Annotated in this window: 23 protein-coding genes; 11 read left to right on the forward strand and 12 right to left on the reverse strand. The window is 68.3% G+C overall.

The window, feature by feature from the left end:
* Position 1: 1 nt before the first annotated feature.
* From ACZL02_RS00505 to rnhA, 4 genes are all read left to right on the forward strand, one after another.
* Positions 2-790, forward strand: a complete 789-nt coding sequence (locus tag ACZL02_RS00505) for an SURF1 family protein (RefSeq protein ID WP_472938246.1) — start codon at positions 2-4, stop codon at positions 788-790.
* Positions 791-866: 76 nt separating this feature from the next.
* The gene (gene ispH, locus ACZL02_RS00510) at positions 867-1910 is read left to right on the forward strand and encodes a 4-hydroxy-3-methylbut-2-enyl diphosphate reductase (protein ID WP_472938247.1); all 1044 of its coding nucleotides are present in this window, start codon (positions 867-869) and stop codon (positions 1908-1910) included.
* Between the two features lie 3 nt (positions 1911-1913).
* The gene (locus ACZL02_RS00515; protein ID WP_472938248.1) at positions 1914-2894 is read left to right on the forward strand and encodes a homoserine kinase; all 981 of its coding nucleotides are present in this window, start codon (positions 1914-1916) and stop codon (positions 2892-2894) included.
* Positions 2891-3364, forward strand: a complete 474-nt coding sequence (rnhA, locus tag ACZL02_RS00520) for a ribonuclease HI (RefSeq protein ID WP_472938249.1) — start codon at positions 2891-2893, stop codon at positions 3362-3364. Before ACZL02_RS00515 ends, rnhA begins: the two co-directional genes overlap by 4 nt.
* A gap of 1218 nt (positions 3365-4582) precedes the next feature.
* On the opposite strand, the gene ACZL02_RS00525 is transcribed toward rnhA, so the two are convergent.
* Complete coding sequence (locus tag ACZL02_RS00525; protein WP_472934622.1) at positions 4583-5068, reverse strand: peroxiredoxin; 486 nt, start codon at positions 5066-5068, stop codon at positions 4583-4585.
* 62 nt (positions 5069-5130) lie between these two features.
* Positions 5131-5994 carry a protein-disulfide reductase DsbD domain-containing protein gene (locus ACZL02_RS00530; protein WP_472938250.1) on the reverse strand — a complete coding sequence of 288 codons (864 nt, stop codon included), beginning with the start codon at positions 5992-5994 and terminating at the stop codon, positions 5131-5133.
* 258 nt (positions 5995-6252) lie between these two features.
* On the opposite strand from ACZL02_RS00530, the gene ACZL02_RS00535 reads away from it, so the two are divergent.
* Positions 6253-6855, forward strand: a complete 603-nt coding sequence (locus ACZL02_RS00535; protein ID WP_472938251.1) for a YqgE/AlgH family protein — start codon at positions 6253-6255, stop codon at positions 6853-6855.
* A gap of 75 nt (positions 6856-6930) precedes the next feature.
* On the opposite strand, the gene ACZL02_RS00540 is transcribed toward ACZL02_RS00535, so the two are convergent.
* The 4 genes from ACZL02_RS00540 to thrC are packed head-to-tail and all read right to left on the reverse strand — an operon-like array spanning position 6931 to position 13250.
* The gene (locus tag ACZL02_RS00540) at positions 6931-9819 is read right to left on the reverse strand and encodes an EAL domain-containing protein (RefSeq protein ID WP_472938252.1); all 2889 of its coding nucleotides are present in this window, start codon (positions 9817-9819) and stop codon (positions 6931-6933) included.
* A gap of 52 nt (positions 9820-9871) precedes the next feature.
* Positions 9872-10516, reverse strand: a complete 645-nt coding sequence (locus ACZL02_RS00545; protein WP_472938253.1) for a GNAT family N-acetyltransferase — start codon at positions 10514-10516, stop codon at positions 9872-9874.
* Positions 10517-10524: 8 nt separating this feature from the next.
* Positions 10525-11838 (reverse strand): M16 family metallopeptidase, encoded by a 1314-nt coding sequence (locus tag ACZL02_RS00550; RefSeq protein WP_472939076.1) that lies wholly within the window; start codon positions 11836-11838, stop codon positions 10525-10527.
* Between the two features lie 2 nt (positions 11839-11840).
* On the reverse strand, positions 11841-13250 hold the full coding sequence (gene thrC / locus ACZL02_RS00555) for a threonine synthase (protein WP_472938254.1): 1410 nt from the start codon (positions 13248-13250) through the stop codon (positions 11841-11843).
* A gap of 133 nt (positions 13251-13383) precedes the next feature.
* Between thrC and ACZL02_RS00560 the strand changes: the two genes are divergently transcribed.
* Positions 13384-13914 (forward strand): hypothetical protein, encoded by a 531-nt coding sequence (locus tag ACZL02_RS00560; protein WP_472938255.1) that lies wholly within the window; start codon positions 13384-13386, stop codon positions 13912-13914.
* 29 nt (positions 13915-13943) lie between these two features.
* On the opposite strand, the gene ACZL02_RS00565 is transcribed toward ACZL02_RS00560, so the two are convergent.
* The 3 genes from ACZL02_RS00565 to ACZL02_RS00575 form a co-directional block, all read right to left on the reverse strand.
* Complete coding sequence (locus ACZL02_RS00565) at positions 13944-14567, reverse strand: hypothetical protein (RefSeq protein ID WP_472938256.1); 624 nt, start codon at positions 14565-14567, stop codon at positions 13944-13946.
* Positions 14567-14794 carry a DUF2188 domain-containing protein gene (locus ACZL02_RS00570; protein WP_472938257.1) on the reverse strand — a complete coding sequence of 76 codons (228 nt, stop codon included), beginning with the start codon at positions 14792-14794 and terminating at the stop codon, positions 14567-14569. The genes ACZL02_RS00565 and ACZL02_RS00570 overlap by 1 nt, the downstream gene beginning before the upstream one ends.
* A 61-nt stretch (positions 14795-14855) precedes the next feature.
* Positions 14856-15542, reverse strand: coding sequence for an HAD family hydrolase (locus tag ACZL02_RS00575; RefSeq protein WP_472938258.1), 687 nt, complete (start codon positions 15540-15542; stop codon positions 14856-14858).
* Positions 15543-15751: 209 nt separating this feature from the next.
* Here ACZL02_RS00575 and ACZL02_RS00580 point away from each other — a divergent pair, with 209 nt between their 5' ends.
* Entirely contained in the window at positions 15752-16897 is a 1146-nt protein-coding gene (locus ACZL02_RS00580; protein ID WP_472938259.1) for a site-specific DNA-methyltransferase, read from the forward strand.
* A gap of 64 nt (positions 16898-16961) precedes the next feature.
* On the opposite strand, the gene ACZL02_RS00585 is transcribed toward ACZL02_RS00580, so the two are convergent.
* On the reverse strand, positions 16962-17579 hold the full coding sequence (locus tag ACZL02_RS00585; RefSeq protein ID WP_472938260.1) for an HAD family hydrolase: 618 nt from the start codon (positions 17577-17579) through the stop codon (positions 16962-16964).
* On the reverse strand, positions 17576-18667 hold the full coding sequence (gene mutY / locus ACZL02_RS00590; protein ID WP_472938261.1) for an A/G-specific adenine glycosylase: 1092 nt from the start codon (positions 18665-18667) through the stop codon (positions 17576-17578). Before mutY ends, ACZL02_RS00585 begins: the two co-directional genes overlap by 4 nt.
* 539 nt (positions 18668-19206) lie before the next feature.
* Here mutY and ACZL02_RS00595 point away from each other — a divergent pair.
* The 4 genes from ACZL02_RS00595 (at position 19207) to ppdK (ending at position 24931) form a co-directional block, all read left to right on the forward strand.
* Positions 19207-20595, forward strand: a complete 1389-nt coding sequence (locus ACZL02_RS00595) for an O-antigen ligase family protein (RefSeq protein ID WP_496258374.1) — start codon at positions 19207-19209, stop codon at positions 20593-20595.
* Positions 20592-21101 carry a DUF721 domain-containing protein gene (locus ACZL02_RS00600; RefSeq protein WP_472938263.1) on the forward strand — a complete coding sequence of 170 codons (510 nt, stop codon included), beginning with the start codon at positions 20592-20594 and terminating at the stop codon, positions 21099-21101. The genes ACZL02_RS00595 and ACZL02_RS00600 overlap by 4 nt, the downstream gene beginning before the upstream one ends.
* A gap of 106 nt (positions 21102-21207) precedes the next feature.
* Positions 21208-22032 carry a DsbA family protein gene (locus ACZL02_RS00605; protein WP_472938264.1) on the forward strand — a complete coding sequence of 275 codons (825 nt, stop codon included), beginning with the start codon at positions 21208-21210 and terminating at the stop codon, positions 22030-22032.
* A 208-nt stretch (positions 22033-22240) separates the two neighbouring features.
* The gene (gene ppdK, locus ACZL02_RS00610; RefSeq protein ID WP_472938265.1) at positions 22241-24931 is read left to right on the forward strand and encodes a pyruvate, phosphate dikinase; all 2691 of its coding nucleotides are present in this window, start codon (positions 22241-22243) and stop codon (positions 24929-24931) included.
* 54 nt (positions 24932-24985) lie between these two features.
* Here the strand turns inward: ppdK and ACZL02_RS00615 are convergent, their stop codons facing one another.
* Positions 24986-25846 carry a DMT family transporter gene (locus tag ACZL02_RS00615; RefSeq protein ID WP_472938266.1) on the reverse strand — a complete coding sequence of 287 codons (861 nt, stop codon included), beginning with the start codon at positions 25844-25846 and terminating at the stop codon, positions 24986-24988.
* Between the last annotated feature and the right edge of the window lie 82 nt (positions 25847-25928).

Raw genomic sequence — 25928 nt, forward strand, 5'->3', positions numbered from 1 at the left:
CATGAGCATTTCCGACGCACCGCGGCCGACCTCCGGCCCGCGTTTCTGGATCGGCGTCGTCATCTGTCTCGCCGCCATCGTGCTGCTCTGCGGCCTCGGGGCCTGGCAACTGCAGCGCCTCGCCTGGAAGGAGACGCTGATCCAGCAGATCGACGAGCGCGTCCATTCCGCGCCGGTGCCGCTGGAGGAGATCGAGCAGATCTACGACAGCACCGGGGACGTCGAATACCGTCCCGTCGACGTCTCCGGCCGTTTCCAGCCCGGCGGCGAGCGCTTCTTCTTCACCACCTTCAACGGCGACAGCGGCTGGAACGTCTATGTGCCGCTGGAGCTGTCGGATGGCCGCCGGCTGTTCGTCAACCGCGGCTTCGTGCCCTATGACCTGAAGGACCCCGCCAGTCGCCCGCCGCTGCCGCAAGGCGACGTCGAGTTTACCGGTCTCGCGCGCAATCCCCTGTCGGAGAAGCCGGACAGCTGGCTGCCCGACAACAACGCGCAGCAGAACGCCTTCTTCTGGCGCAACATGCCGGAGATGGCGGCGGGGCTGCCGCCCGGCGGCACGCTGCTGCCGTTCTTCGTCGACCACGGTCCCACCCCGAAAGAGGCGGGCTACCCCGTCGGTGGAACGACCATCGTCGAGATCCCCAACAACCACCTGCAATATGCCTTCACCTGGTTCGGCCTGGCGCTGGTACTGGCCGCGATGCTCGGGGCTTTCCTCTGGAAATCGGCCCGTCGCGGCCGGGGCGCGGCCGCACGACCGCGCGCCCGATCCCGCGCAAAGGGTTGACAGAGGGGGGCGCCATCCCTTCATTCGCGACAGAGCGATACCGGGCATCTCGTGCCGGCCGCGAACGGAGAGCGCCTTGCTCCAGACCCTTGCCAAGCCCGATCTGACCATCCGCCTCTGCGAGCCCCGGGGCTTCTGCGCCGGCGTCGACCGGGCGATCCAGATCGTCGTGCTGGCGCTGAAGAAATACGGCGCCCCGGTCTATGTCCGCCACGAGATCGTCCACAACCGCTATGTCGTCGAGGGGCTGGAGACGCTCGGCGCGGTCTTCGTCAAGGAACTCGCCAACGTTCCCGACGACGGCCAGCCGGTGGTGTTCTCGGCCCACGGCGTGCCGAAGTCGGTGCCGGCCGAGGCGGCGTCGCGCGAACTCCTTTACCTGGACGCGACCTGCCCGCTGGTCTCGAAGGTGCACAAGCAGGCAATGCTGCACGTCCGCCGCGGCCGCCACGTGCTGTTGATCGGCCACAAGGGGCACCCCGAGGTGATCGGCACCATGGGCCAGCTCGCGCCCGGCGAGGTGACGCTGGTCGAGACGGTGGAGGATGTCGCCCGCCTGTCACCCGCCGATCCCGCCGCGCTCGGCTTCGTGACGCAGACGACGCTGTCGGTCGACGATACCGCCGGCATTATCGCGGCGCTGAACGATCGCTTCCCGGAGATGACGGCGCCGTCGTCGGAATCCATCTGCTATGCCACTACCAATCGGCAGGAGGCTGTGAAGGCTGCCGCCCCCGGTGCGGACGTCTTCCTGATCGTCGGCGCGCCGAACTCGTCGAACTCGATGCGGCTGGTCGAGGTCGCGACGCGGGCGGGCGCGATGGCCGGGCGTCTGGTCCAGCGCGCCACCGACATCCCGTGGGAGATCATCGGCGAGGGCGCGACCATCGCAATGTCGGCGGGCGCCTCGGCGCCGGAGATCGTCGTCGACGAGATCATCGACGCTTTTCGCGAGCGCTTCGAGGTGCGCATCGAGCTGGTGCGGACCGCCGAGGAGAACGAGAACTTTCCGGTGATGCGGAGCCTGCGGGATACGCCGCTGACCTCGGCCGACATGGCCTTCGTCAACGGCGCCAACCGCCCGCTCGCCCCCGCCGGGGCGCTGAGCGAGGAAGCCTGAGCCATGGCCGTCTACACCGATGTCAGCGTGCCTGAACTCGCGGCCTTCCTCGCGCCTTACGGTCTCGGCGCGCTGCTGAGCTACAAGGGCATCGCCGAGGGGGTCGAGAACTCCAACTTCCTCGTGCGCACCGAGACGGGCACCTTCATCCTGACGCTCTACGAGAAGCGCGTGGACAAGGGCGACTTGCCCTTCTTCATCGGACTGATGGAGCATCTGGCGGCGCGCGGCCTGTCCTGTCCGCTGCCGGTGGAGACCGGGACCGGCGAGCGTCTCGGCGAGCTGGCGGGCCGTCCCGCCGCGGTCTTCACCTTTCTCGAGGGCATGTGGACCCGGCGGCCGAACGCGGGCCAGTGCCGCGAGGTCGGCGCCGCGCTGGCGGGGATGCACCAGAATGCCGCTGACTTCGGCCTGATCAGACCGAACGCCCTGACGGTCGACGCCTGGCGCCCGCTGGCGGAGGCCTGCGGACCCGATGCCGACAACGTCGAGCCCGGCTTGGCGGCCGAGATCGCCGGCGACCTCGCCCGGCTCGAGGCGGCATGGCCGACGCACCTGCCGACCGGCGTCATCCATGCCGACCTGTTCCAGGACAACGTGTTCTTCCTCGGCGGCAAGCTGTCGGGCCTCATCGACTTCTATTTCGCCTGCAACGACATCCTCGCCTACGACCTCGCCATCTGCCTCTGCGCCTGGTGCTTCGAGCAGGACGGCGCGTTCAACGTCACCAAGGGCAAGGCGATGATCGAGGGCTATCATGCGGTGCGGCCGCTCTCGGCCGACGAGATCGCGGCGCTGCCGCTGCTGGCGCAAGGCGCGGCGATGCGCTTCCTGCTGACCCGGCTCTACGACTGGCTCAACGTGCCGGATGATTCCTTCGTGACGAAGAAGGATCCGCGCGAATACCTGCGCAAGCTGCGCTTCCACCGCGGCGTCTCCAGCGCCGCCGACTACGGCCTCACACTCGAAACGGTCCCGGCATGAGCGAAGAGCGCGTCACCATCTTCACCGACGGCGCCTGCTCGGGCAATCCGGGACCGGGCGGCTGGGGCGCCATCCTGCGCTTCGGCGGCACCGACAAGGAGCTGTCCGGCGGCGAGGCGATGACCACCAACAACCGCATGGAGCTGCTCGCCGCCATCGAGGCGCTGAACGCGCTGAAGCGGCCGGTACCGGTCGACCTCCACTCGGACTCGCAGTATCTCCGCGATGGCATCACCAAGTGGATCCACGGCTGGAAGCGCAATGGCTGGAAGACCGCCGACCGCAAGCCGGTGAAAAACGCCGAGCTCTGGCAGGCGCTCGACGCCGCCCGGACCGTGCACGACGTCACCTTCCACTGGGTGAAGGGCCATGCCGGCCACCCCGAGAACGAACGCTGCGACGAACTCGCGCGGCTGGCGCTGGCGCCGTTCAAGAAGAAGCCGGCGTTTCCGCCGGCTCCGCGGCTTTAGGGTCCGCGAAATACGCGAAACACCATCAGCCGGCATCGTCGTAAGTCTTGCCGGCTCCCAAGGGCTCGCCATTCTCGCGCGCCGCCGGCCCCCGAAAGTTCGTCATCCTCGCTCATCGCGTGGGGACCCATGCCGTGACTGATTCAGCGGCAGGGTCTGTGGACGATGGCCGGTCGCTCCGGAGCCGAAGAGGTGCGAAAGCGTCAGGGCATGGGTCCCCGGCCTGCGGCCGAGGATGACGAATTTGAATCGGTATGCCTACGCTGTGGAGGTTCGTCATCAGCTTCAAAGTTTCATCATCCTCGCGCGCCGCCGGCCCCCCCCCAATTTCGTCATCCTCGCGCATCGCGCGGGGACCCATGCCGTGACTGGTCCAGCGGCAGGGTCGGTAGACGACGGCCGGTCGTTCCGGAGCCGAGTGGGTGCGAAAGCGTCCCGGCATGGGTCCCCAGCCTGCGGCCGACGATGACGAATTTGAAACGGGCCGCCTACGCTTTAGAGGTTAGTCATCAGCTTCAAAGTTTAGCCATCCCCGCGCGCCGCCGGCCCCCGAAAGCTCGTCATCCTCGCGCATCGCGCGGGGACCCATGCCGTGACTGGTCGGGCGGCAGTGTCGGTAGACGACGGCCGGTCGTTCCGGAGCCGAAGAGGTGCGAAAGCGTCCCGGCATGGGTCCCCGGCCTGCGGCCGAGGATGACGAATTTGAAACGGGCCGCCTACGCTTTGTAGGTTCGTGATCAGCTTAAAAGTTTTGCCATTATCGCGCGCCGCCGGCCCCCGAAAGTTCGTCATCCTCGCGCGAAGCGCGGGGACCCATGCCGTGACTGATCCAGCGGCAGGGCTGGTGGACGATGGCCGGTCGTTCCGGAGCCGAAGAGGCGGGGAAGCGTTCCGGCATGCGTCCCCGGCCTGCGGCCGAGGATGACGAATTTGCAACAGGCCGCCTCCGCTTTGGAGGTTCGTCATCAGCTTCAAAGTTTCGCCATCCTCGCGCGCCGCCGGCCCCCGAAAGTTCGTCATCCTCGCGCGAAGCGCGGGGACCCATGCCGTGACTGGTCCGGCGGCAGGACCGGTGGACCGACGGCCGGTCGTTCCGGAGCCGAAGAGGTGGGGAAGCGTCAGGGCATGGGTCCCCGGCCTGCGGCCGAGGATGACGAGTTTCTGGGGTTCGTAGCTAGGCAAAAGGCGGAAGCCTGGCCTAACCTCCGCGCGTTTTCCTCAGAGCTGCTCGAGCATGGCCCCGGCGGTCGACTTGTCGGCCTGGCCGGGCGAATCCTCGACGTTGAGCGACTTTACGACGCCGTCTTCCACCAGCATGGAATAGCGCTTCGAGCGCACGCCGAGGCCGGCCACGGCGAGGTCGGCGTCGAGGCCGACGGCTTTGGTGAACTCGGCATTGCCGTCCGCGAGGAAGAGGATCTTGCCGTCGGCCTCGTTCGCCTTCGACCAGGCGTTCATTACGAACACGTCGTTCACCGCGACGACGGCGATGGTGTCGACGCCCTTGGCGCGCAGCTCGTCGTTGAGCTCGAGATAGCCGGGCAGGTGGTTCATGCTGCAGGTCGGGGTGAACGCGCCGGGGACGGCGAACAGCACCACCTTCTTGCCGTCGAAGATCTCCGACGTCGTGATGTTGGTCGGGCCGTCCTCGGTCCGGGTCTTCAGCGTGGCATTAGGCAGTTTCTCGCCGATGGTGATGGTCATGTCAGTCCCCGCTGTAGGCGGCCGATGCCGCGAAAAGAACGATGCGCCGCCGTAGATAGCAGTCACGGCAAGGGAGTCGAGCCGTCCGGCGATGTTGCGACCGTGAGTTCCCGGACCTCGGCGGATGCGCTGCCCTCGGTCAGCACGGCGTCGACCTCGAGGCCCTGCGCTGGCAGCTGTCGCGGCCTCGACAGGACGGGCAGGCTGACGCGGGTGCCGGTACCCTCAGCGGCGCGGTCCTCCGGGGGGCCGAAAGACCAGCCGCGCGGGCCGGCGACGAAGAGATCGGAGGTCGCCGGGTCCAGCGGAGCAGCGGTGGAGACGAGGAGGTGCGTGCCGTCCGCCGTCAGCCGGGCGCCGACGATCCCGGTTCCCGGCTCGCTCGCGGGCGACAGCGCGGCGAAGGCGAGGGCGACCGCGCTGCCTGCTGCCGACCCGCTATCCGCTGTCGACATGACCGTGGCGGGGACGCCGAGCGCCAGTTCCGCCTGGACGGGCACGCAGATCTTCTCGCAGACCCCCAGCATGATCTTCAGGCGGAGGTCCGTCGTCTCACCCCGGGCCGTCTGCGGCAGGACGAAGGTCACCGCCATGTCGCCGGAATAGCCGTTCGACAGTCCGTAGCCGTCGCTGAAGCGGTGCGGCGCCGGGAAGCCGATCCGCGCCGGCCCGGTGTTGCGGCTCTCGGAGAAATCGAAACTCGGCGGGATCCCCGCCTCGCCCGGATCGCGCCAGTAGGTCTTCCACCCCGGCGCCAGATCGATGAGGAGGGCCGCCCGGATCGTGCCGTCCGCCCCCGGCGCCTCGGCCACCAGCTGCAGGTTGACCTGGTCGCTCTCGAACCGCGCCGCATCCGCACGGGCGTCGATAGAGGCGAGGGCGACCACCAGGAAGGCGCCGCAGACGGCGCGGTGGGAAAGCATCATGCAAAGGGTCCCCAGCAGGGCGTCGGATCGGTTTCGTCCCGCGGCAGCGCAGCGCGCGGGGCCGGCGGGAGAGAGGCTTGCGCCTTGCGCCTGCACCGTCGCGGCGCCGCATTCGGCCGCAACCTATCCCCTATGCGCGGCAACACCTAGCCGAAATCCCGCAGGCCGGCCGCCAAAGGCCCTTGATCCGCCGCATTCCTTTATCCCCAATGGGGGCTGCCCGCTGACACCGGTTGCAAGGATCCCTATCTCCTGCCGATGGACGCCATGAACGAAGCCGAAAACGACCAGCCTTCCCTGGAAGGGCACTTCCTTATCGCCATGCCGGGCATGCCGGACGAACGGTTCGCGCGCAGCGTGATCTACGTCTGCGCGCATTCGCCGAAAGGCGCGATGGGCTTCATCATCAACAAGCCGCAGGACATCAGTTTCGGCGCGCTGCTGACGCAGCTCGGCATCGTCGGCAACGAGGACGAGATCCGGCTGCCCGGCAAGGGAAGCGAGGTTTCGGTCTGCATGGGCGGTCCGGTCGAGAAGGGCCGCGGCTTCGTGCTGCATTCGGACGACTATGATTCCGAATCGACTGTCTCCGTCGCCGAGCATATCGCGCTGACGCCGACGCTCGACATCCTGAAGGCGATCTCCGCGGGCATCGGCCCGGCGACCGCGATCATGGCGCTCGGCTATGCCGGCTGGGGCGCCGGCCAGCTGGAGGAGGAGATCGCCGCCAATGGCTGGCTCACCTGCGCGGCCGATCCGTCGGTGATGTTCGACCCGGTGCTCGACGGCAAGTACAACCGCGCGCTCGGCCTGCTCGGTGTCGACCCTGCCTTCCTCAACAGCGAGGCCGGCCACGCCTGAGCCGGCCACGCCTGAGCTGGCCTCTGCCCCGGCGCCGGGCGTTCCGACCATCGGCCGGGCAGGCGGCAAAAGTGCTTAGCCCGCCCGCTTCAGGCCCATCTGCTTGTCCTGCAGCCGGCGCCGTGCCGCGTCGGCGGTCAGTGGCGGCGAGAACATGTAGCTCTGCGCGAACTCGCAGTGCAGTTGGCGCAGCCGCAGCGCGTCCTCGTCGGTCTCGACGCCTTCCGCCACCACAGCCAGCCCCAGGTCGTGCGCCATGGTGACGATCGACTGCAGGATGATCGGCCGCTGCGGCTGTCCGTCGTCCTTCAGGAAGGACTGGTCGATCTTCAGCGTGTCGAAGGGGAAGCGCAGGAGGTAGGACAGCGAGGAGTGGCCGGTGCCGAAATCGTCGAGCGACAGCCCGACGCCCATTTCGCGCAGCCGCTCCAGGAGCTTCGCCGAGCGTTCGGGATTGTCCATCACCAGGGATTCGGTGATCTCCAGCTTCAGCGACCGCGGCGGCAGCTGGTAGCGGTCGAGCACGTTGCGCACGTCGGTGAGAAGGTCCTGGCGGATCAGCTGCCGGCTGGAAATGTTGACCGACATGGTCAGCGTCTCGTCGCCGGTCAGCTTGTGCCAGTCGGAAAGCCGGCGCCCGGCTTCTTCCAGCGCGAACTGGCCGATCTGCACGATCAGCCCGGAGCTTTCCGCTACCGGAATGAACTCCGCCGGCGAGATGGTGCCGCGTTTCGGGTGTTCCCAGCGCATCAGCGCCTCGAAGCCGGCGATCTCGCCGTCCTCCAGCCGCACGATCGGCTGGAAGGCCAGCGACAGCTCGTTGCGCGAGAAGGCGCGACGAAGGTCTGATTCCAGCTCCAGACGGCCCGAGCCGACGGTCTTGTAGGCCGGCCGGAACGGCTCGATGCGGTCGCCGCCGAAGCGCTTCGCCTGATACATCGCGAGCTCGGCTTCCTTGAGGATTTCCTCGGAATTGGCGTTCTCGGTCCAGCCGGTGAGGCCGATCGAGCCGGTGAGGATGATCTCGCGCCCGGCGAAGGCGATCGGCGCCTTGATCGCCTCGCGCAGGCTCTCGGCGAAGGCGACGATCGCGGCGACGTCGGTCTCGGAGATGAGGATCAGGCCGAACTGGTCGCCTGAGAGCCGGGCGAGCGAATCCTGCGGCTTCAGGACGCGCTTCAGCCGGCGCCCGACGGTGAGGAGGATGGTGTCGCCGGTGGCGATGCCGAGGTCGTCGTTGACCTGCTTGAACCGGTCGATGTCGATGACGAAGACGCTGGGGCGCACGTCGGCATGGCTGGCGGCGAGGATGCCGATGGAATCCAGCCGGTCGATGAAGAGCTCGCGGTTCGGCAGGCCGGTTAGCTGGTCGTGCAGAGCGTCGTGCAGCAGCCGCTCCTCGGCCTTCTTGCGCTCGGTGACGTCTTTCAGCGTGCCGACGCAGCGCACCACCTCGCCGTCGGTGCCGAGCACCGGGCGCGCCCTCAGCGAGACCCAGTGATAGTGCCCCTCGCGGCCGCGCACGCGGAATTCCTGGGCGATGCGGCCGCGCCGGTGCTCGAGGATGGTGTCGAGCGTCAGCTTGAACCGGTCGCGGTCGTCGGCGTGGAGGATCGGCAGCCAGTCGCGGGCCGGGCCGTTCATCGTCGCAAAGGGCAGTCCGATCAGGTTGTCGCCATCGGCGCCGGCGAAGATCCGGTCGCGCGTCACGTCCCAGTCCCAGATCGCGTCGCCGGTGCCGGCCAGCGCCAGCGCGCGGCGCTCCATGTCCGAGATCGCGCCGCCGACGAAGCCGCCGCCGGCAAAGGCGTGCTGCATCACCGTGAAGCCAATGAGGAGCACAATCAGCACCAGCCCGCCGCCAAGCGCCGGCTGGATCACGTCGTTGACCAACTGGCCGGTGACCGTCAGCCAGCCGCCGAACAGCCAGACGATGACGAGGCACCAGGTTGGGATCAGCATGATCGCGCGGTCGAAGCCTAGCCAGGAGAGGTAGAGGATGAGGCAGAGGCCGATGCCGGCGGTGGCGACCAGCGACAGTCGGGCGAGACCCGCGGCGATCTGCGGATCGAACGCGGCCGCGCCGCCGAGGCCGAGGAGGCCGACCAGCCAGAACAGCGTGAAGGCCGAGAGCACGCCGTGCCAGCGGTTGAGGTTCAGATAGGCGTAGAGGAAGACCACCAGCGTGAAGGCCAGCGCCACCTCGGTGCCGGCCCGCCAGACGCGTTCCTGGCCGGGCAGGATCGGCACCAGCTTCTGCCAGAAGTCGAAGTCGATGCAGATATAGGCGAGCACCGCCCAGGCGAGCGCCGCGGTGGCCGGGAACATCGCCGATCCCTTGACGACGAAGAGGATGGTCAGGAACACCGCCAGAAGGCCGGCGATGCCGAGCACGATGCCGCGGTAGAGCGTGTAGGCGTTGATCGTGTCCTTGTAGGCGTTCGGCTCCCAGAGGCGGATCTCCGGCAGGTCCTTCGAGGCCATCTCGGCGACGAAGGTGATGACCGAGCCCGGGTCGAGCGTCACCAGGAAGACGTCGGCCTCCGAGCTCGGCTGACGCTCGAGGCCAAACCCCTCCGAGGGCGTGATCGAGGCGATCCGCTGCGAGCCGAGGTCAGGCCAGACGATGCCGGAACCCGCGAGCTTGAAGTTCGGCGCGACGACCAGGCGGTCGATCTGCACGTCGGTGTTGTTGGCGAGCGCGAACACCGCCCAGTCGCCGGACGAATTGGGCGCGTTCGCTTCCACCTCGATGCGCCGCACGATGCCGTCGGCACCGGGCACGGTCGAGACCTGGAAGCTCGCGCCGCGGTCGCGGTAGATGTCGACCGCCGGAGCGAGGTCGATGGCGACGTCGTCACGCGAGATGCCGACCGGCTCCAGCGCCAGCGCTGGCATGGCCAGCACGACGAGGGCGACGAGCGCGCAGGCGAGACGGACGAGGAGGCGAGCAGGCTGAAGCATTGTGCAATGGGGACCATGGTCGGCGCGTCCGGGGTGGCTGCGCTGAAGCGTTTCATCGTGCCGAAGCGGCGTCATTTCCTGCTGCGGCAGAATCGGTGCTGCTCGTGGCCCCAGATCGCGTCCAATCTTCGGCGAGCAGCGAGTAGAGGTAGTGGTCCTCCCAGGACCCGGCGATTTTCAGGTAGTTTCGCAGATAGCCTTCGCGGCGGAAACCGGATTTTTCGAGCAACCCTATCGATCGGGCATTGCTGGGCAGGCAAGCGGCCTCGATCCGGTGCAGGGACTCGACGTCGAACACGAAAGGCTTCAACACCTCGACCGCCCTCGACATGATGCCGGCCCCCGCGTGCGCCTCGCCCATCCAGTAGCCGAGCGTGCAGCATTGGGCGACGCCCCGACGGATCAGGCCGATGGTGACGCCACCGTAAAGCGTGCGGCCATCGGGGTCGAAGACGAAAAAGGTGTAGCCCGATCGTTCCCGGGCATCCTGCCGGTAGCGCAGCAAGCGGATGCGATAGGCGCGGCGCGTCAGCTCGTCGGCGGACCAGGATGGCTCCCAGGGCGTCAGGAACCGTCGGCTTGCGGCGCGCAGGTCCCGCCAGGCCTCGTAATCCCCAGCTTTCGGCAGGCGCAGCAGCAGGCCTTCGCCGCGGAGGACCGGTAGGCCTGCCTGGAAGAGCGCGTCGAGGAGCCGCATGGCCGCGGCTAGTGGTGCGCGGCGGCCCGCAATCCGGGCACGGCGACGCCGCCAGCCAGCTGCGCGCCGATCTCCTCGATGCTGGCGAGCTGGCCGACCGGACCAATGGCCGCCAGCGTCGGCACCTTGCCGACGAAGGTGCGCTCGGCTAGTTCCGCCAGACGCGGCGCGGTGATCGCCGACAGCCGGTCCATGAGCTCCGTATTCGAGATCGTCGCACCGTTGAACAGCAGCTGGCGGGCGATCTGGCCGGCGCGCGAGGCGGGGCTCTCCTGGCTCATCATCAGGCTGGCGCGCATCTGTGCACGGGCACGGGTCACCTCGTCCTCGTGGATGCCCTCGGCGGCCTTCATCAGCTCGTTGATGATCACCGGTGCCAGTTCCTTCAGCTCCTCCTCGCCGGTCGCCGCATGGACACCGAAGATGCCAGAGTCCGAGAAGCTCCAGTGGAAGGCGTAGATCGCGTAGCAGAGGCCGCGGGTCTCGCGGATTTCCTGGAACAGGCGCGAGGACATGCCGCCGCCGAGGATCAGCGACAGCACCTGGCTGGCGTAGAAGTCGCGGGCGTAATAGGGCCGACCCTCGAAGCCCAGCACCATCTGCGCGTCCATCAGATCGCGCGGCTGCCGGAAGTCGCCGCCGGTATAGGCGGCCAGCGGCCGGTCCGGCATGCCCGAGGGCTCGACCACCGGGCCGGAGGTGCCGAACGCCTCGGAGACGCGGCGGACGATATCCTCGTGCGATACGGCGCCCGCCGCCGACACCACCATCTTGTCCGGCGAGTAGTGCTTGGCGAGGTAGGTCCGCAGGCTCGCGGGCGTGAAGCTTTTCACCGTCTGCCTTGTGCCGAGGATCGGCCGCCCGATGATCTGGTTGCGGAACGCGGTCTCCTGGAAATGGTCGAAGACGATGTCGTCCGGCGTGTCCTCGGCAGCGCCGATCTCCTGCAGGATCACCTGCTGCTCGCGCTCGAGCTCGGCCTCGTCGAAGTTCGAGTCGATCAGGATGTCGGTGAGGATGTCCATCGCCAGCGGCACGTCGTCTTTCAGGACGCGGGCGTAGTAGGAGGTGGTCTCGACCGAGGTCGCAGCGTTCAGCTCGCCGCCGACATCCTCGATCTGCTCGGCGATCTGCCGGGCGGTGCGGGTCGAGGTGCCCTTGAAGGCCATGTGCTCGAGGAGATGGGCAAGGCCGTGCTCGTTCTCCGTCTCGTCGCGGGCTCCCGCCTTGACCCAGATGCCGAGCGCCGCGCTTTCGAGATGCGGCATCGTCTCCGTCGCCACCGTAATGCCGTTCGAAAGCTTGGTGATCTCGACATTCATGCTCATGCTGCAGCTCCGGTCCGGACAGCGCGGCTGCGCTCGGCTATGTACGTCTCGATGGCGGTGAGGTCGTTCGGCACGGCGTCGAACTTCTCGACGCGCCGCATCAGGTCGCCGTGGCTCGGCGGCAAGGCAGGGCTGAAGCCGCAGGCGGCTTCCACGGCCGCCGGGAACTTGGCGGGATGGGCGGTACCGAGGGTGATCATCGGGCTGTCCCCGATGCGGCCGTCCGCGACCTTGACGCCGACGGCGGTGTGCGGGTCGAGCAGATAGGCGGCGGTGCCGAAATAGCCGCGGATGGTCTCGGCGGTCTCGGCATCATCGGTCCGGTCGGCCTCGAACTCGGCGCGGATGGCGGCAAGCGTCGCCTCCGGCAGATCGAAGGCGCCGGACTGGGCGAGCTGCTGCATCAGCCGGCGGAGGCTGTCCGAGTCGCGGCCGCCGGCCTCGAACAGCAGGCGCTCGAAGTTGGAGGAGATCTGGATGTCCATCGAGGGCGACGTCGTCGCATGCACCCCGGTCATCTCGTAGCGGCCGGTCGCGAGCGTCCGGGCGAGGATATCGTTCTCGTTCGTCGCGATCACCAGCTGGTCGACCGGCAGGCCCATGCGCTTGGCGGCATAACCGGCGAAGATGTCGCCGAAATTGCCGGTCGGCACCGTGAAGGACACCTTCTGGTCCGGACTGCCGAGGCTGGCGGCGGCGGTGAAGTAGTAGACGATCTGGGCCATGATGCGCGCCCAGTTGATCGAGTTGACGCCCGAAAGCTGCGTCGTCGCGCGGAACTTCGCGTCGTTGAACATGCCCTTCACCAGCGCCTGGCAATCGTCGAACGTTCCGTCGACCGCGACGGCGTGGACATTGCCGGCGCCCGACGTCGTCATCTGCCGTTGCTGGACGGGGGAGACGCGGCCTTTCGGGAAAAGGATGAAGATGTCCGTCCGCTCGCTCGCCGAGAATGCCGCGATCGCCGCGCCGCCGGTGTCGCCCGACGTCGCGCCGACGATGGTGGCCCGGTTGCCGCGCTCCTTCAGCACATGGTCCATCAGCCGCGCCAGCAGCTGCATGGCGACGTCCTTGAAGGCGAGCGTCGGGCCGTGGAAGAGCTCGAGCACGAAATGTCGGTCGCCGATCTGCACCAGCGGCGCGACGGCGGGATGGCGGAAGGTCGCATAGGCGTCGTCCACCATCGCCTTCAGCGCGGGCTGCGGGATGTCGCTGCCGACGAAGGGGCTGAGGATGCGCAGCGCCACCTCGGCATAGGGCCGCCCGCGGAACGAACGGATCTCGTCCGCCGAAAACTGCGGCCAGGTCGCGGGAACATAGAGGCCGCCATCGGTGGCCAGTCCCGCCAGGAGCACGTCGGCGAAGCCGAGGGTGGGCGCCTCGCCCCGCGAGCTGACATATTTCACGTGGTCTTCACTCCCCGCCGCTGCGCCAATCCTCTGGATCGTCGCGGGGCCATCTCGATTTTGTCGCGCCCGTCGCCTAAAGCGCAAAGGGCTGATATAGAACGGCGCGCCATAATAAGGGAAGAACCGACGGATGGATATGTTCAACGCCGCCCGGATCACCGCACTTCTTGGCGCAGCCGCGCTGGTGTCCGCTTGTGCCTCGACCAAGGACGACGCGCCGCTGGTGCCGCCGCCCGCCAGCATGAATGCCGCCGGTTCCGACGGCACCATTCCCGACTACTGCCCACGTGTCTCGCTGCGTGAAGGCACCGCTATCCTGCGCAAGGGCGACGGCGCGGCGCTGCAATATGTCGCGTCGATCACCTCGACCACCCGCGACTGCCGGATCGTCGACGGCCAGCTGCGGATGAAGATCGGTGTCGCCGGCCGCGTCGTGCCCGGCCCTGCCGCCAAGGCCGGCGAGGTCGGCCTGCCGATCCGCGTCGTCGTCGTGCGCGGCACCGAGGTGCTGTACTCGCAGATCGGATCTCGCGCCGTCACGGTCAAGCCCGGCGGTGGCGCCGAGCCGTTCGTCTACGTCGACCAGTCGGTCGCCGTGCCCGAGCCGACCGAGAAGGACATCACCGTCTTCGCCGGCTTCGACGAAGGCCCGAAGAAGTAACGACGCGCCTTTCAGGGCAGGTCTGGTCCTCAGTTCAGGCACTTCCAGCCTGACATATCGTCGATCAGCTCGACGATGGGCTGTCGCAGGATGTCGCGGCTGGAGTAGCCGCGAAGCGACAGGGCATCGTAGTTGTCGGTGGTGAAGTCGTTGAAGCGGTTATAGATCGTCGCCGGTCCCGGAGCGCGCAACTGTGCTTCGGCATTCAGCCAGTTCCGGACCACGGCGGACGCCTCGATGGGGTCGTTGCCGTGAACAGCGATGTCCGAGTTGGACATATCGGAAATGGCGGCCTGGTAGCGAAACCGTTCGGCTTCCAGGATCAGGCACTTCTTCTCGGACCACTGGCCTTCCTTGAACAGCCGGCAGCCGATGTCGATGCCAAGTTCCAGCGGCATGTTCAGCCGGAAATATTCGCCGACTTCGGCGGCCTGCAGCCGCGAGAGGTCATGGATGGCATATTTGCAGGATTCGATGAGGCCGACGATCTTCTCGATCCGCGGCCGACCTGAATCGAGGCTCTCGAGTGCCAGGCGCGGATAGAGTCCGAGGTCGATGATGGTGAAGAGGATCGGCCGAAGCATCAGCATGTAAGCTTCGTCGAACGGGCAATTGATGAAGACGCTGGTCTCGAATCCCTCGATCCGCCGCATCAGCCCTGCTGCGAACCGGCATCGACACCGAAACTGATCTTCTGCTGGACGCTGCCATCGCGCTGATGAACGTAAAGTTCGGTCCGCTCGCGCCGGGCGACGTCGGTCGCGTAGGAAACCGCATCCGCCTGTGTCTTGAAGACCTTGCCGGAGCGCGACGCACCGTATCGGCGGACGCCCCAGCCTCCATCCCTAGTCGCCACCACATGCCGTGAATTCTTCGCCATCGGCCGTCTCCGCGTGCACCCGCTGCAGCGTACTATGCCGGCTTCCGACAGGGAATGGGCGTCAGACGGCGTCCCAGGCCGTCATCGCCTCGACCACGGCGGGATAGTCCTGGAGGCGGGCGATGACCGTTTCGGCGCCGGCTTCGCTCAGCGCCTCGGCGTGGCCGGGATAGCTGTGGCTGCCGCCGGTGAAGCCGACGACGCGGCAGCCGGCGGCGACGCCGGCCGCGACGCCGTGGACGCTGTCCTCGAGCACGATGGCATTGGCCGGGGCGACGCCGAACTCGGCGCAGGCGTAGAGGTAGACGTCGGGTGCCGGCTTGCCCTTCTTGCTGCCGACCTCGCGTGCAGCGTAGACATAGGGCTTGAACCGGTCCCAGAGCTTAAGCGGCGTCAGCGACAGTTCCAGCCGGGCCGACGACGAGTTCGAGCAGATGCAGCGCGGCAGATCGATCGCGTCGAGCATCGACTGCACCCCGGCGATCGCCTCGAGGTCGCGGCCCAACCGGACGTCGGTTTCCTTCTCCACCCGGTCGGCGAATTCCTCGGCGAAGCGGATGCCGGTCTCCTCGCTCACCAGTTCGAGGATGCGCGGCAAGGTGAGGCCGGCAAAGCGCTCGGCCAATTCCTCGGCGGAGATCTCGTAGCCGACCTCGGCGAACATCTCGGCCTCGATGCGCGCGGCGATGATCTCGGAATCGACGAGAACGCCGTCACAGTCGAAGATGGCGAGGGCGAGAGCGGGCATGGTAACTCCGGCGTCTGTGTCTGGGGCGTCTGTGTCTGGAATTTTCGGATCTGCAGGCCGCGGCACTATCGCGTCACGCCTGTCCTGTCGAGGGCGCGGCTGCCATGCACTGGCGGCGAGGCGGCCGAATTCGCGCGCTGCTTCATCGATTGTTTACGCTGTTCGGTAACCATGCGGATGGTAATTGTTCTGCGTAACCGGTGAGAAAAATGGCAAAAGCGCGTCCTCTGACGACTTCCGAGCTGGGCTTCGATCCCGTTGCCGCCAAGGCCACCTGGCTCGACACGATCATCAAGGGGGACTGCATCTCCCGCATGGAGTCGCTCCCGGCCGGCTCGGTCGACGTGATCTTCGCCGATCCGCCCTACAACCTGCAGCTCGGCGGCGACCTGCACCGGCCGGACCAGTCGAAGGTCGACGCCGTCGACGACGAGTGGGACCAGTTCGAGAGTTTTGCGGCCTACGACAACTTCACCCGTGCCTGGCTGCTCGCGGCACGCCGCCTGCTGAAGCCGAACGGCACGATCTGGGTGATCGGCTCCTACCACAACATTTTCCGCGTCGGCTCGATCGTCCAGGACCTCGGCTTCTGGATGCTGAACGACGTCGTCTGGCGCAAGGCCAACCCGATGCCGAATTTCCGCGGCCGGCGGTTCCAGAACGCGCATGAGACGATGATCTGGGCCTCGCGCGACAAGAACGCCAAGGCCTACACCTTCAACTACGATGCGATGAAGGCGGCGAACGACGACCTGCAGATGCGCTCGGACTGGCTGTTCCCGATCTGCTCGGGCGGCGAGCGGCTGAAGGACGAGGCCGGCCGCAAGGCACACCCGACCCAGAAGCCGGAGGCGCTGCTCGCCCGCGTGCTGCTGTCCTCGACCAAGCCCGGCGACGTCGTGCTCGATCCGTTCTTCGGCACCGGCACCACCGGCGCGGTCGCCAAGCGCCTCGGCCGGCACTTCGTCGGCATCGAGCGCGAGGACGCCTATATCGAGGCGGCGCAGGCCCGTATCGATGCCGTCGAGCCGCTCGACCTGCGCGCACTGCAGGCGGTCACCTCCAAGCGTGCCGAGCCGCGGGTGCCGTTCAACAGCCTGATCGAGGCCGGCCTCGTCGCCCCTGGTGCCGAGCTGACGGACTCCAAGGGCCGCTGGGTCGCCAATGTGCGGGCCGACGGCACCATCGCCATCGGCGACCACGCCGCCTCGATCCACCGCCTGGGCGCCCAGGTGCAGGGGCTCGACGCCTGCAATGGCTGGACGTTCTGGCACGTGCGCCACGGCAAGACGCTGCGCGTCATCGACGAGCTGCGTCAGGAAATCCGCGACCGCATGGCGGCCGTCAACGCCTGATCGCCGAAGATCGGCCGCGGGGAAGGGGTCTCCGCGGCTATTGCGGCCGCGGCTGATCCCGAGGTTAGCCTTTCACCGGCACGCTGATGCCATGCGAGGCGAGATCCTCGCGAAGCTGCTGCGCATCCTGGAAGTGGATGGCCCGCCAACCGGCAGCGCGTGCGCCTTCGACATTGGCGAGGCTGTCGTCGATGAACAGGCTGCGCGCGGGATCGAGCGCGAAGCGTTCCGCGTGGTGGGCGTAGATCGCAAGATCGGGCTTCACCAGGCCGATCTCGCCCGACACGGTGACGCCGCGGGCCTCCTTGAGGAAGCCGTAGATCCCTTGCGCCTCGCGAAACGTGTCCGCGGCGAAATTGGTGAGCAGCGTCACGTCGCGGCCCTCAGCGAGGAGGGCGCGCAGGATTGCCACCGTCTCGTCGTAGGCGTGCGGCACCATGGCGGACCAGTGCCGGCGGTAGCTGCGGATGAGCTCTGCCTTCTCCGGGTGAACGGCGATCAGCTGGGCCTCGGCCTCGGGCCACGGGCGGCCGCGGTCCTGTTCGAGGTTCCAGGCCGAGTTGCAGACCTCCGAGAGGAAGTGCGCGCGCTCCGCCTCGTCGGGGATGAGGTCGAGGAAAGGCTTTTCCGGGTCCCAGTGGATCAGAACCCGGCCGATGTCGAAGACGATGTGGTCGATCATGTCGTTCTCTTCCGTTGGGGCTTGGCGGGTTCGGGCGCGAGGGCGTCCGGCGCGGCGAGGGCGATCGCCTTCTTCATGAGGGTCGGCAAGGCCTCGCCGGGCAGCCGGTTCGGTCCCGCCCACCAGCCTTCGGTTCCCGGGTCGCTTTTGAGCGTGGCGCGCCAGACTTCTAGCGTCAGGGTGAAGTGGGTGAAAACGTGGACGACGGCCCCGGCGGGCGTCCACGCCGCCTTGAACGGCGCCGCTTCAGCGCCGAGCGCCCCGTCCTGGCCGACGCGCCAGTCCGTCGTCGGCGGCTCGGCCATGCCGCCGAGCATGCCGCTCTCCGGCCGGCGCCGCAGCCAGACGGCGCCGTCTCCTTCGCGCACGGCGACGAAGGCCGCGCCGCGGCGCTCCGGCTTGGCGCGCTTTGCCGCCTTCACCGGAAAACTCTCCATCGTCCCGTCCCGCCGCGCCTGGCAGTCGGCCGAGATCGGGCAGAGGACGCAGGCCGGACGCTTCGGCGTGCAGATCGTCGCGCCGAGGTCCATCATGGCCTGCGCGAAATCGCCCGGCCGGCCCGCCGGTGTCAGCACCTGCATCCGGCGGCGGATCTCGTCGCGGCCGGCGGGGAGGGGCGTCGCGATCCTAAAGAGCCGGCTGACGACGCGCTCGATATTGCCGTCGACCACGGCGATCCTCTCGCCGAAGGCGATCGCCGCGACCGCCGCCGAGGTGTAGTCGCCGATCCCCGGAAGGGTTCGCAAGCCCTCCGCCGTCTCGGGAAAGCGCGAGCCGTGCAACGCCACCACCGCCTTGGCGCAGGCATGGAGGTTGCGGGCGCGGGCGTAGTAGCCGAGCCCCGCCCAGGCGCCCATCACCGACTCGCTCGGCGCGGCCGCGAGCGCGTCGACGTCGGGCCATTGTTGCACGAACCGCTCGAAATAGGCGATGACGGTCGCCACCGTCGTCTGCTGCAGCATGATTTCCGACAGCCAGACCCGGTAGGCATCGGCGCGCTCCCCGCGCTGGCCGTCCGCCGGACTGACGCGCCAGGGCAGAACCCGCGCATGCCGGTCGTACCACGCCAGCAGATCTGCGGCGGCCACGGGCTCGGCGCTATCCGGAGCGCTGGCAGAAGGGCCCGCGGGGAGGGAGGCCTTGACTTTCATGGCGTAACCATCGCACGCAAAAGGAATGCCGGCGGCGCGGCGGAGGGGCTTGGACGAAGGCTTTAAGCGAGGGGCACCGCCTTGTCTTCCTCGAAACGATCCCTGAAACGATCCATCAAGCCTTGCACGCTAACGTCACCGCGAACCGGCGCAGCAGACAGCATCGGACCGGCGAGACGGCTGGCAATGCAGCGACCTGGCGCGGCTACTTTGACCGCGCGGCATCACCGGATGGGCGCCGTGCGGCCATCGCAAGGCCCGACGCCACGGTCCTTGCCATAAAGAAGGCGTCAAGCTGGTCCTCCAAGTCGGCGGGGATGGACAAGGGTTTCGATTTTCGTGCTGCGGTGGAATTTTCCTGGAATGAATGATGTGAGCTACCCGATGTCGATCGAGCAAGCCGGCCATGGCGCTGTCGGGGCGCGGTCGTGAGGGCTGCCCGGCCGCTGTCTGCACCGGACCTGTCGCGGAGCGCCGTGCCCAGCCTCATCGCCGGGGCCCCGGTGGCGCCGGTCGTCGGCCTGTCGCCGTTCGAGCGGGCACGGGCTTTCGTCCTGAACCGCGATCCCGTCCGGCTCGGACGGCGCAACCGGCTGTCGAACTTTACCCTGTACTTTCTGGCGGCCGCCGGCGGCTCCGGCGCCTCGGTGATCGGCGGCCTCCTCGGCGTCTGGGCCTTGCTGTCGATCCTGCTGCGGCGGTTTGCGCTGCGGCTCCAGCCGTCCGACCGTCCGATCGTCTTCGCCTCGCTGCTGTTCTTCCTGGTGATGTCCGGCTCGGAACTCTTCCACGACAGCCGGCCGAGCGCGCTTCTCGACGTCGCGGCCCTGCTGCCCTTCGTCATCCCGCTCTTCCTGGTGCCGCGCATGCGGCACTCGCAGTTCGCCGACACGCTACCGCCCGCCTTCTTCGGGGCGGTCGTCGGCGGCGCGGTGCTCCTGCCCATCGTGCTCTTCGAATACGCCCTCGGCTCGCCGCGGGTGCAGGGCCTTGCCGGCAATCCGGGGCCGCTGTCGGTGACCTCGCTGCTTTGTGCCGGCTGGGCCATCCTCTCGGTATCGCGCACGCAAGGCGGCTGGCGCCTGCTGCTGACGCTCTGCGGCGTCTTGGGAGCCTGCGTCGCGGTGATCCTCTCCGGCATGCGCGGCGCCTGGCCGCTGCTCCCGGTCTGCGTCGGCATCGCCATCTTCGCGCGGCGGCGGGAGTTTGCAGCGCTCTGGCGTGCGGCATCCGGGCGCCTGCGCGCCGCCGTGCTCCTGCTGTTCGGCGCCATCGCGGCGGCCGTCGTGGTCGTCGCCTTGCCGGTGATCCACAGCCGGATCGGACAGATGTGGGCCGATCTCGGGTTGATCGCGGCGAATGCCGAGACCCCGACCTCGCTGAACCTGCGCAAGGAAATGTATGGCGCCGCGGTTCGGGCGATCGAGGCGCAGCCCTGGTTCGGCTACGGTTCCGAGAACCATTGGGCAGCGGTGACGCCCTATCTCAACCGCACGACCTTCGAGGGGCTGACCTTCTCGCATTTCCACAACATCTTCCTGACCGTCGGGGTCGATGCCGGCCTGATCGGCATCGCCGCGCTGATCCTGATGATCCTGTCGCCGCTCTACGTCGCCTGGCGCGCCCGCGGCACGCTCGGCGGCGGACGCCGGCTGGCAGCGGCGCTGATCCTGTTCGTCGCCTTTGTCGGCGCGGGCATGACCAACATCATGCTGTTCCACGACATTCTCGATGCCGTCTGGGTGTTTTCGCTGGCGCTGATTGCCGCTTCGGTCCCGGCCGTGACGGGAGCGGGCGCGCCGGCTTCACGGGCGTCACCGGCTTCACGGGTGTCGCCGGCGTCACCGGCGCCGGGCCGCCGATGAAGAGGCCCTGGGTCAGCTATGGCGCCAAGCCGGTCGGCGATCTCGCTTCGGCGCTGCTCGATCCGGTGCTGGCCCGCAAGGCCGGCATGACCACCGGGCTGATCGCCGCCTGGCCGGATCTCGTCGGCACCCGCCTCGTCGGCGTCTGCCGGCCGGAGAAGCTGGTCTGGCCGCCGCGCCGCAACGAGGACGATCCGTTCGAGCCGGCGACGCTCGTCGTCGCCTGCGAGGGCGCCTCGGTGCTGCGGCTGCAGCACCAGACCTCCGAGCTCGTCGGCCGGGTCAACGCCTTCTTCGGCTATCCCGCCGTCGCCCGGATGAAGATCGTCCAGAAGGCGGTGGCCGGCGGGCGGCCCAACCGCAAGCCGCAGCTGCGTCCGCTGCAGCCCGGCGAGGCCGAGGGCATTGCCGAGATGACCAGCCGCATCGAGGATCCAAAGCTCAAGGCAGCGCTCGCCGCCCTCGGCGACAGCGTGCTGCGCCGCCTGCCTGTGACCAAACGGTAAGCCTGGCTCACGCCAACGTCTATTGGCTTTGCCACAATCTCTTTCTATGCAGCATGTAAACCAGCGGCAGGCGGGGCCGGCCGGCACGAGAGACGGGAAAACAACGATGCGCAGACTTATTCGCAACGACGCCAGGTCCATCGCGCGCACGTCGGTGCTGCTCGCGGCGGGCGCCGCCATGCTGGCGATCGCCGGCTGCTCCGGCGAGGAGACCGCCTCGACCAACGTCGTCTCCGCCGCGCAGGCGCAGGAAGCCACCCCCGCAGCGCCGGCCGCAACGCCGGTGCCGGGCGCGGCGACCGCCCCCGCCGCAACCCCGGCCGCTCCGGCCGCCGCGCCGGCAGCCGGCGAGACCGCTGCCGTCGAGGCCCCCGCGCCGCAAGGCACCGTCGATGTCGCCAAGCTGATGGCGCCGGGCAGCTTGCCCGACGTCGTCATCGGCGACGCCAACGCGCCGGTGACCATCGTCGAATACGCCTCGATGACCTGCAGCCATTGCGCCGACTTCGCCGTCAACATCTGGCCGACGGTGAAGAAGGACTACATCGACACCGGCAAGGCCAAGCTGATCCTGCGCGAGTTCCCGTTCGATCCGCGCGCCGTCGCCGCCTTCATGCTCGCCCGCTGCGCGCCCGACGACCGGCGCACCGCCATGGTCGACGTGCTCTTCCACCAGCAGGAGCAATGGGCCCGCGCCCAGAACGCGTCCGAGGCCCTCCTCGGCATCGCCAAGCTCGCCGGCTTCACCCAGGAGACCTTCGCGGCTTGCCTCAACGACAAGGCGCTGCAGGCGAAGGTCGTCGAGATGCAGAAGCGCGGCGAGACCGAGTTCGGCGTCAACGCCACGCCCACCTTCTTCATCAACGGCGCCAAATACCCCGGCGCCATGAGCGCCGCCGAATTCGGCGCCATCATCGCCGCGGCGAAGTAGGCGTCTCAGCCGACCGCCATACAGCCGGCGAATATCAGAGAAATTGCACCGGGTCGGTGGTCGACGCGGTGCGATACTCCAAAACAAGCCCGCCGCGGCTTTTTGCGTCGCAACAATTGGCGGGCTCGCCGATTTCCCGTAAGTGTTTGATCACCTGCCCATCTGAAGGCGGGGCACATCTTATCTGGGAAGCACGCGGCACCGTCCGATGGCGAAAAGAGTCCACACCTTCAAGCGCGGCGCGGCCGAGCGCACGGCCGACGCTTTCGAGGCGCTCGGCGCCAAGGGCGCGAACCTCGCGCTGCTCGCCTCGCTCGACCTGCCGGTCCCGCCCGGCTTCACCATCACCTCAACCGCCTGGCGCGAGGCATCGGCCGGGCAAGGCGGCCTGCCGCAGGCGCTGCGCTCGGAGATCACCACGGCGGTTGAGTGGCTGGAAGCTGCGAGCGACCGCCGCTTCGACGATGCCGAGCGGCCGCTGCTGCTCGCCGTGCGCACCAGCTCGCGCACCGCCATTCCCGGTCTTGCCGACACCGTGCTCGACGTCGGCATGAATGACCGGACGGTCGAGGTGTTGAGCGCCGAGCTGGAGGATCTCGACTTCGCTTTCCGCAGCTACCGGCGCTTCATCGAATCCTTCGCCGTCCTCGTCTACAGCGTCGAGCCCGGCGATTTCGAGGATCTCGCCGATGCCGAGCGGGTGGATGCCGGCTGGCCGGGGCACGAGCCCGGCAGCGCCGAGCAGTGGCGGGCGCTGATCGCCCGCTACCTCGCCTTCATCGAGGACGAGATCGGCGAGACCTTGCCGCAGACCCCGGTCGAGCAGCTGTTCAAGGTGGTCGAGGCGGCATTCGCCAGTTGGCGCAACCCGCTCGCCCGCGCCTTCCGCGTGCTGCATGGCATCGCCGAGAATGCCGGCCTCGCCGTCACCGTGCACGCGATGATCTTCAACGAGCGCGACGAGAATTCCGGCACCGGCAAGGCGCTGTCGCGCGATCCGCAGACCGGCCAGTCGCGCCTCACCGGCGAGTTCGGCCTCGGCGGGCGCGAGCGCAGCGACATCGGTCACCGCGTCGAGCGCTGGCGGCTGGAGGCGCTGCTCGACAGCCACGCCGCCGCGCTGCCGCACGGCTTTCCGGGCGATCTCGGCGCGCTGGCCGACCATGTCCGCCGGCTGGAGGCGCATGTCGGCGACGCTGTCGAGGTCGACTTCATGGTCGGCGACAGCGAGCTCTTCCTCCTGCAGTCGCGGGTCGCCAAGCGCACCGCGGCCGAGGCGGTACGCATCGCCGTCGAGCTGGTCCGCGAGGGGCTGATCGAGGAGGAGGAGGCGATCCTCAGGATCGACCCGGCCTCGCTCGACCAGTTGTTGCATGCAACGATTGTGCACAATCCCGACCACGTCATCATCGCCCGCGGCATGCCGGCCTCGCCGGGGGCGGCGACGGGCGAGATCGTCTTCACCTCCGAGCGGGCGCAGCAGCTCGCCGGCGAGGGGCGGCCGGTGATCCTGGTGCGCAACGAGACGCATCCGGAGGACATTCACGGCATGCACGTCGCCGAGGGCGTCCTGACGGTGCGCGGCGGCACGACGAGCCATGCCGCCGTCGTCGCCCGCGGCATCGGCAAGCCTTGCGTCACCGGCGCCGGCTCGCTGCGGATCGATGCCGAAGCCGGTGCGCTGAAGGCCGGCGGCCTCACGCTGCGGGCGGGCGACCAGATCACCATCGACGGCACCTCCGGCGAGGTGATCGAGGGCTCGGCGCGGCTGAAGCGGCCGGTCCTTTCCGGCGATTTCGCGACGCTCATGCAGTATGCCGACCGGGCCCGGCGGATGGGCGTCAGGACCAATGCGGAGACGCCGATCGAGGCGCGCGCCGCCCGCTCCTTCGGCGCCGAGGGCATCGGCCTCTGCCGCACCGAGCACATGTTCTTCGACGGTGATCGAATAAGGTTCATGCGCGAGATGATCCTCGCGCCCGACGAGGAGGGGCGGCGGGCGGCGCTCGAGCACCTGCTGCCGATCCAGCGCTCGGACTTCGTCGAGCTGTTCGAGATCATGGCCGGCCAGCCGGTGACGATCCGCCTGCTCGACCCGCCGCTGCACGAGTTCCTGCCGAAGAGCGAGGCGGAGATCGCCGAGACCGCCCAGCAGATGGGGATCGAGGAGCGTGTGCTGCGCGAGCGCATCGAGAAGCTGCAGGAGGTCAACCCGATGCTCGGCCACCGCGGCTGCCGCCTTGCCATCTCCTACCCGGAGATCGTCGAGGTGCAGGCCCGCGCGATCTTCGAGGCGGCGATCGAGGCGGGCGAGCGCGCCGGCGAAGCGGTTGTGCCGGAGATCATGGTGCCGCTGGTCGGCCTTCGCAAAGAGCTCGACTTCGTCAAGCAGCTGATCGACGAGGTCGCCGAGGAAGTCGCGATCGAGCGCGGCAAGCGGGTGAACTACCTCGTCGGCACGATGATCGAGCTGCCGCGCGCCATCGTGCGGGCCGATACCATCGCCGAGGTCGCCGACTTCTTCTCCTTCGGCACCAACGACCTGACGCAGACCGTCTTCGGCATCTCGCGCGACGACAGCGCCAACTTCCTCTCGACCTACGAGCGCAAGGGCATCATCGAGCGCGATCCGTTCCAGTCGATCGACGTCGAGGGCGTCGGCGAGCTCATCGCCATGGCGGTGGAGAAGGCGCGGCGGACCCGGCCGGACATCTCGCTCGGCGTCTGCGGCGAACAGGGCGGCGACCCCGCCTCGATCACCTTCTTCGAGCAGGTCGGCCTCGACTACGTCTCCTGCTCGCCGTTCCGCGTGCCGATCGCCCGGCTTGCGGCGGCGCAGGCGGCGATCCGCGCGACGCGCGCTCTGCGCGGTCCGGCCAAGGGACGCGGGCGGGGATAGGAGAGGTGCTTTCGCGTCCAAATCCCGGACGCGTTCCGGTCGGGAGTGTTCCGTTCAGGCGAAGCGCTTGGCGCCGGCGACGCAGAGGACGACCAGCCCCGTGACGGCCACCATGCTCCAGGCGACGGGCTCGCCGAGCAGGAGCGCGGCGAGCGCCAGGCCGAAGAATGGCTGCAGCAGCTGCAGCTGCCCGACGCCGGCGATGCCGCCGAGTGCGAGGCCGCGGTACCAGAAGACGAAGCCGATCAGCATGCTGAAGACCGAGACGTAGCCGAGGCCGAGCCAGGCGGAGGCGCCGACATCCGCGAGCCCCGCGGGACGGACGAGCAGCGCCAGCGCCAGCATCAACGGCAGCGCGAGGACCAGCGCCCAGCAGATGACCTGCCAGCCGCCGAGCCGCCGCGACAGCGCCGCCCCTTCCGCATAGCCGAGGCCGCAGACGACGATCGCCGCGACCATCATCAGGTCGCCGGAGAGCGATGCGCTGCTGCTGCCGGCCAGCGCGAAGCCGGCGACGGCGCCGCTGCCGAGAAGCGAGAAGAGCCAGAAGGCGGGTTTTGGCCGCTCGCAGCCGCGCAGAACCCCGAAGACGGCGGTGGCGAGCGGCAACAGGCCGATGAAGACGATCGAATGCGCCGAGGTCATCTGCTGCAGCGCCAGCGCCGTCAGCAGCGGGAAGCCGATGACGACGCCGAGGGCGACGATCGCCAGCGAGAGGAGGTCGCCCTTCGCCGGCCGCTTCTGACGGAGGGCGGCGAGGACGGCTGCGGCGATCAGCGCGGCGATGACGGCGCGTGCCGACGTCAGGAACAGTGGCGTGAAGCCGTGCACCGCGACCCGCGTCGCCGGCAGCGAGCCGCTGAAGATGATGACGCCGATGAGCCCGCTGCCCCATCCCGCCGTGGTCCTGTCCATGCCGTCTCCCCGCCTTTGTCTGGACGCCGGAATAGCGCGGCGGCAGCTGGCGCGGACAGAGACAGTTCAGTACGGTTGGTCG

This window comes from Mesocryomonas fontinalis (assembly GCF_055730125.2).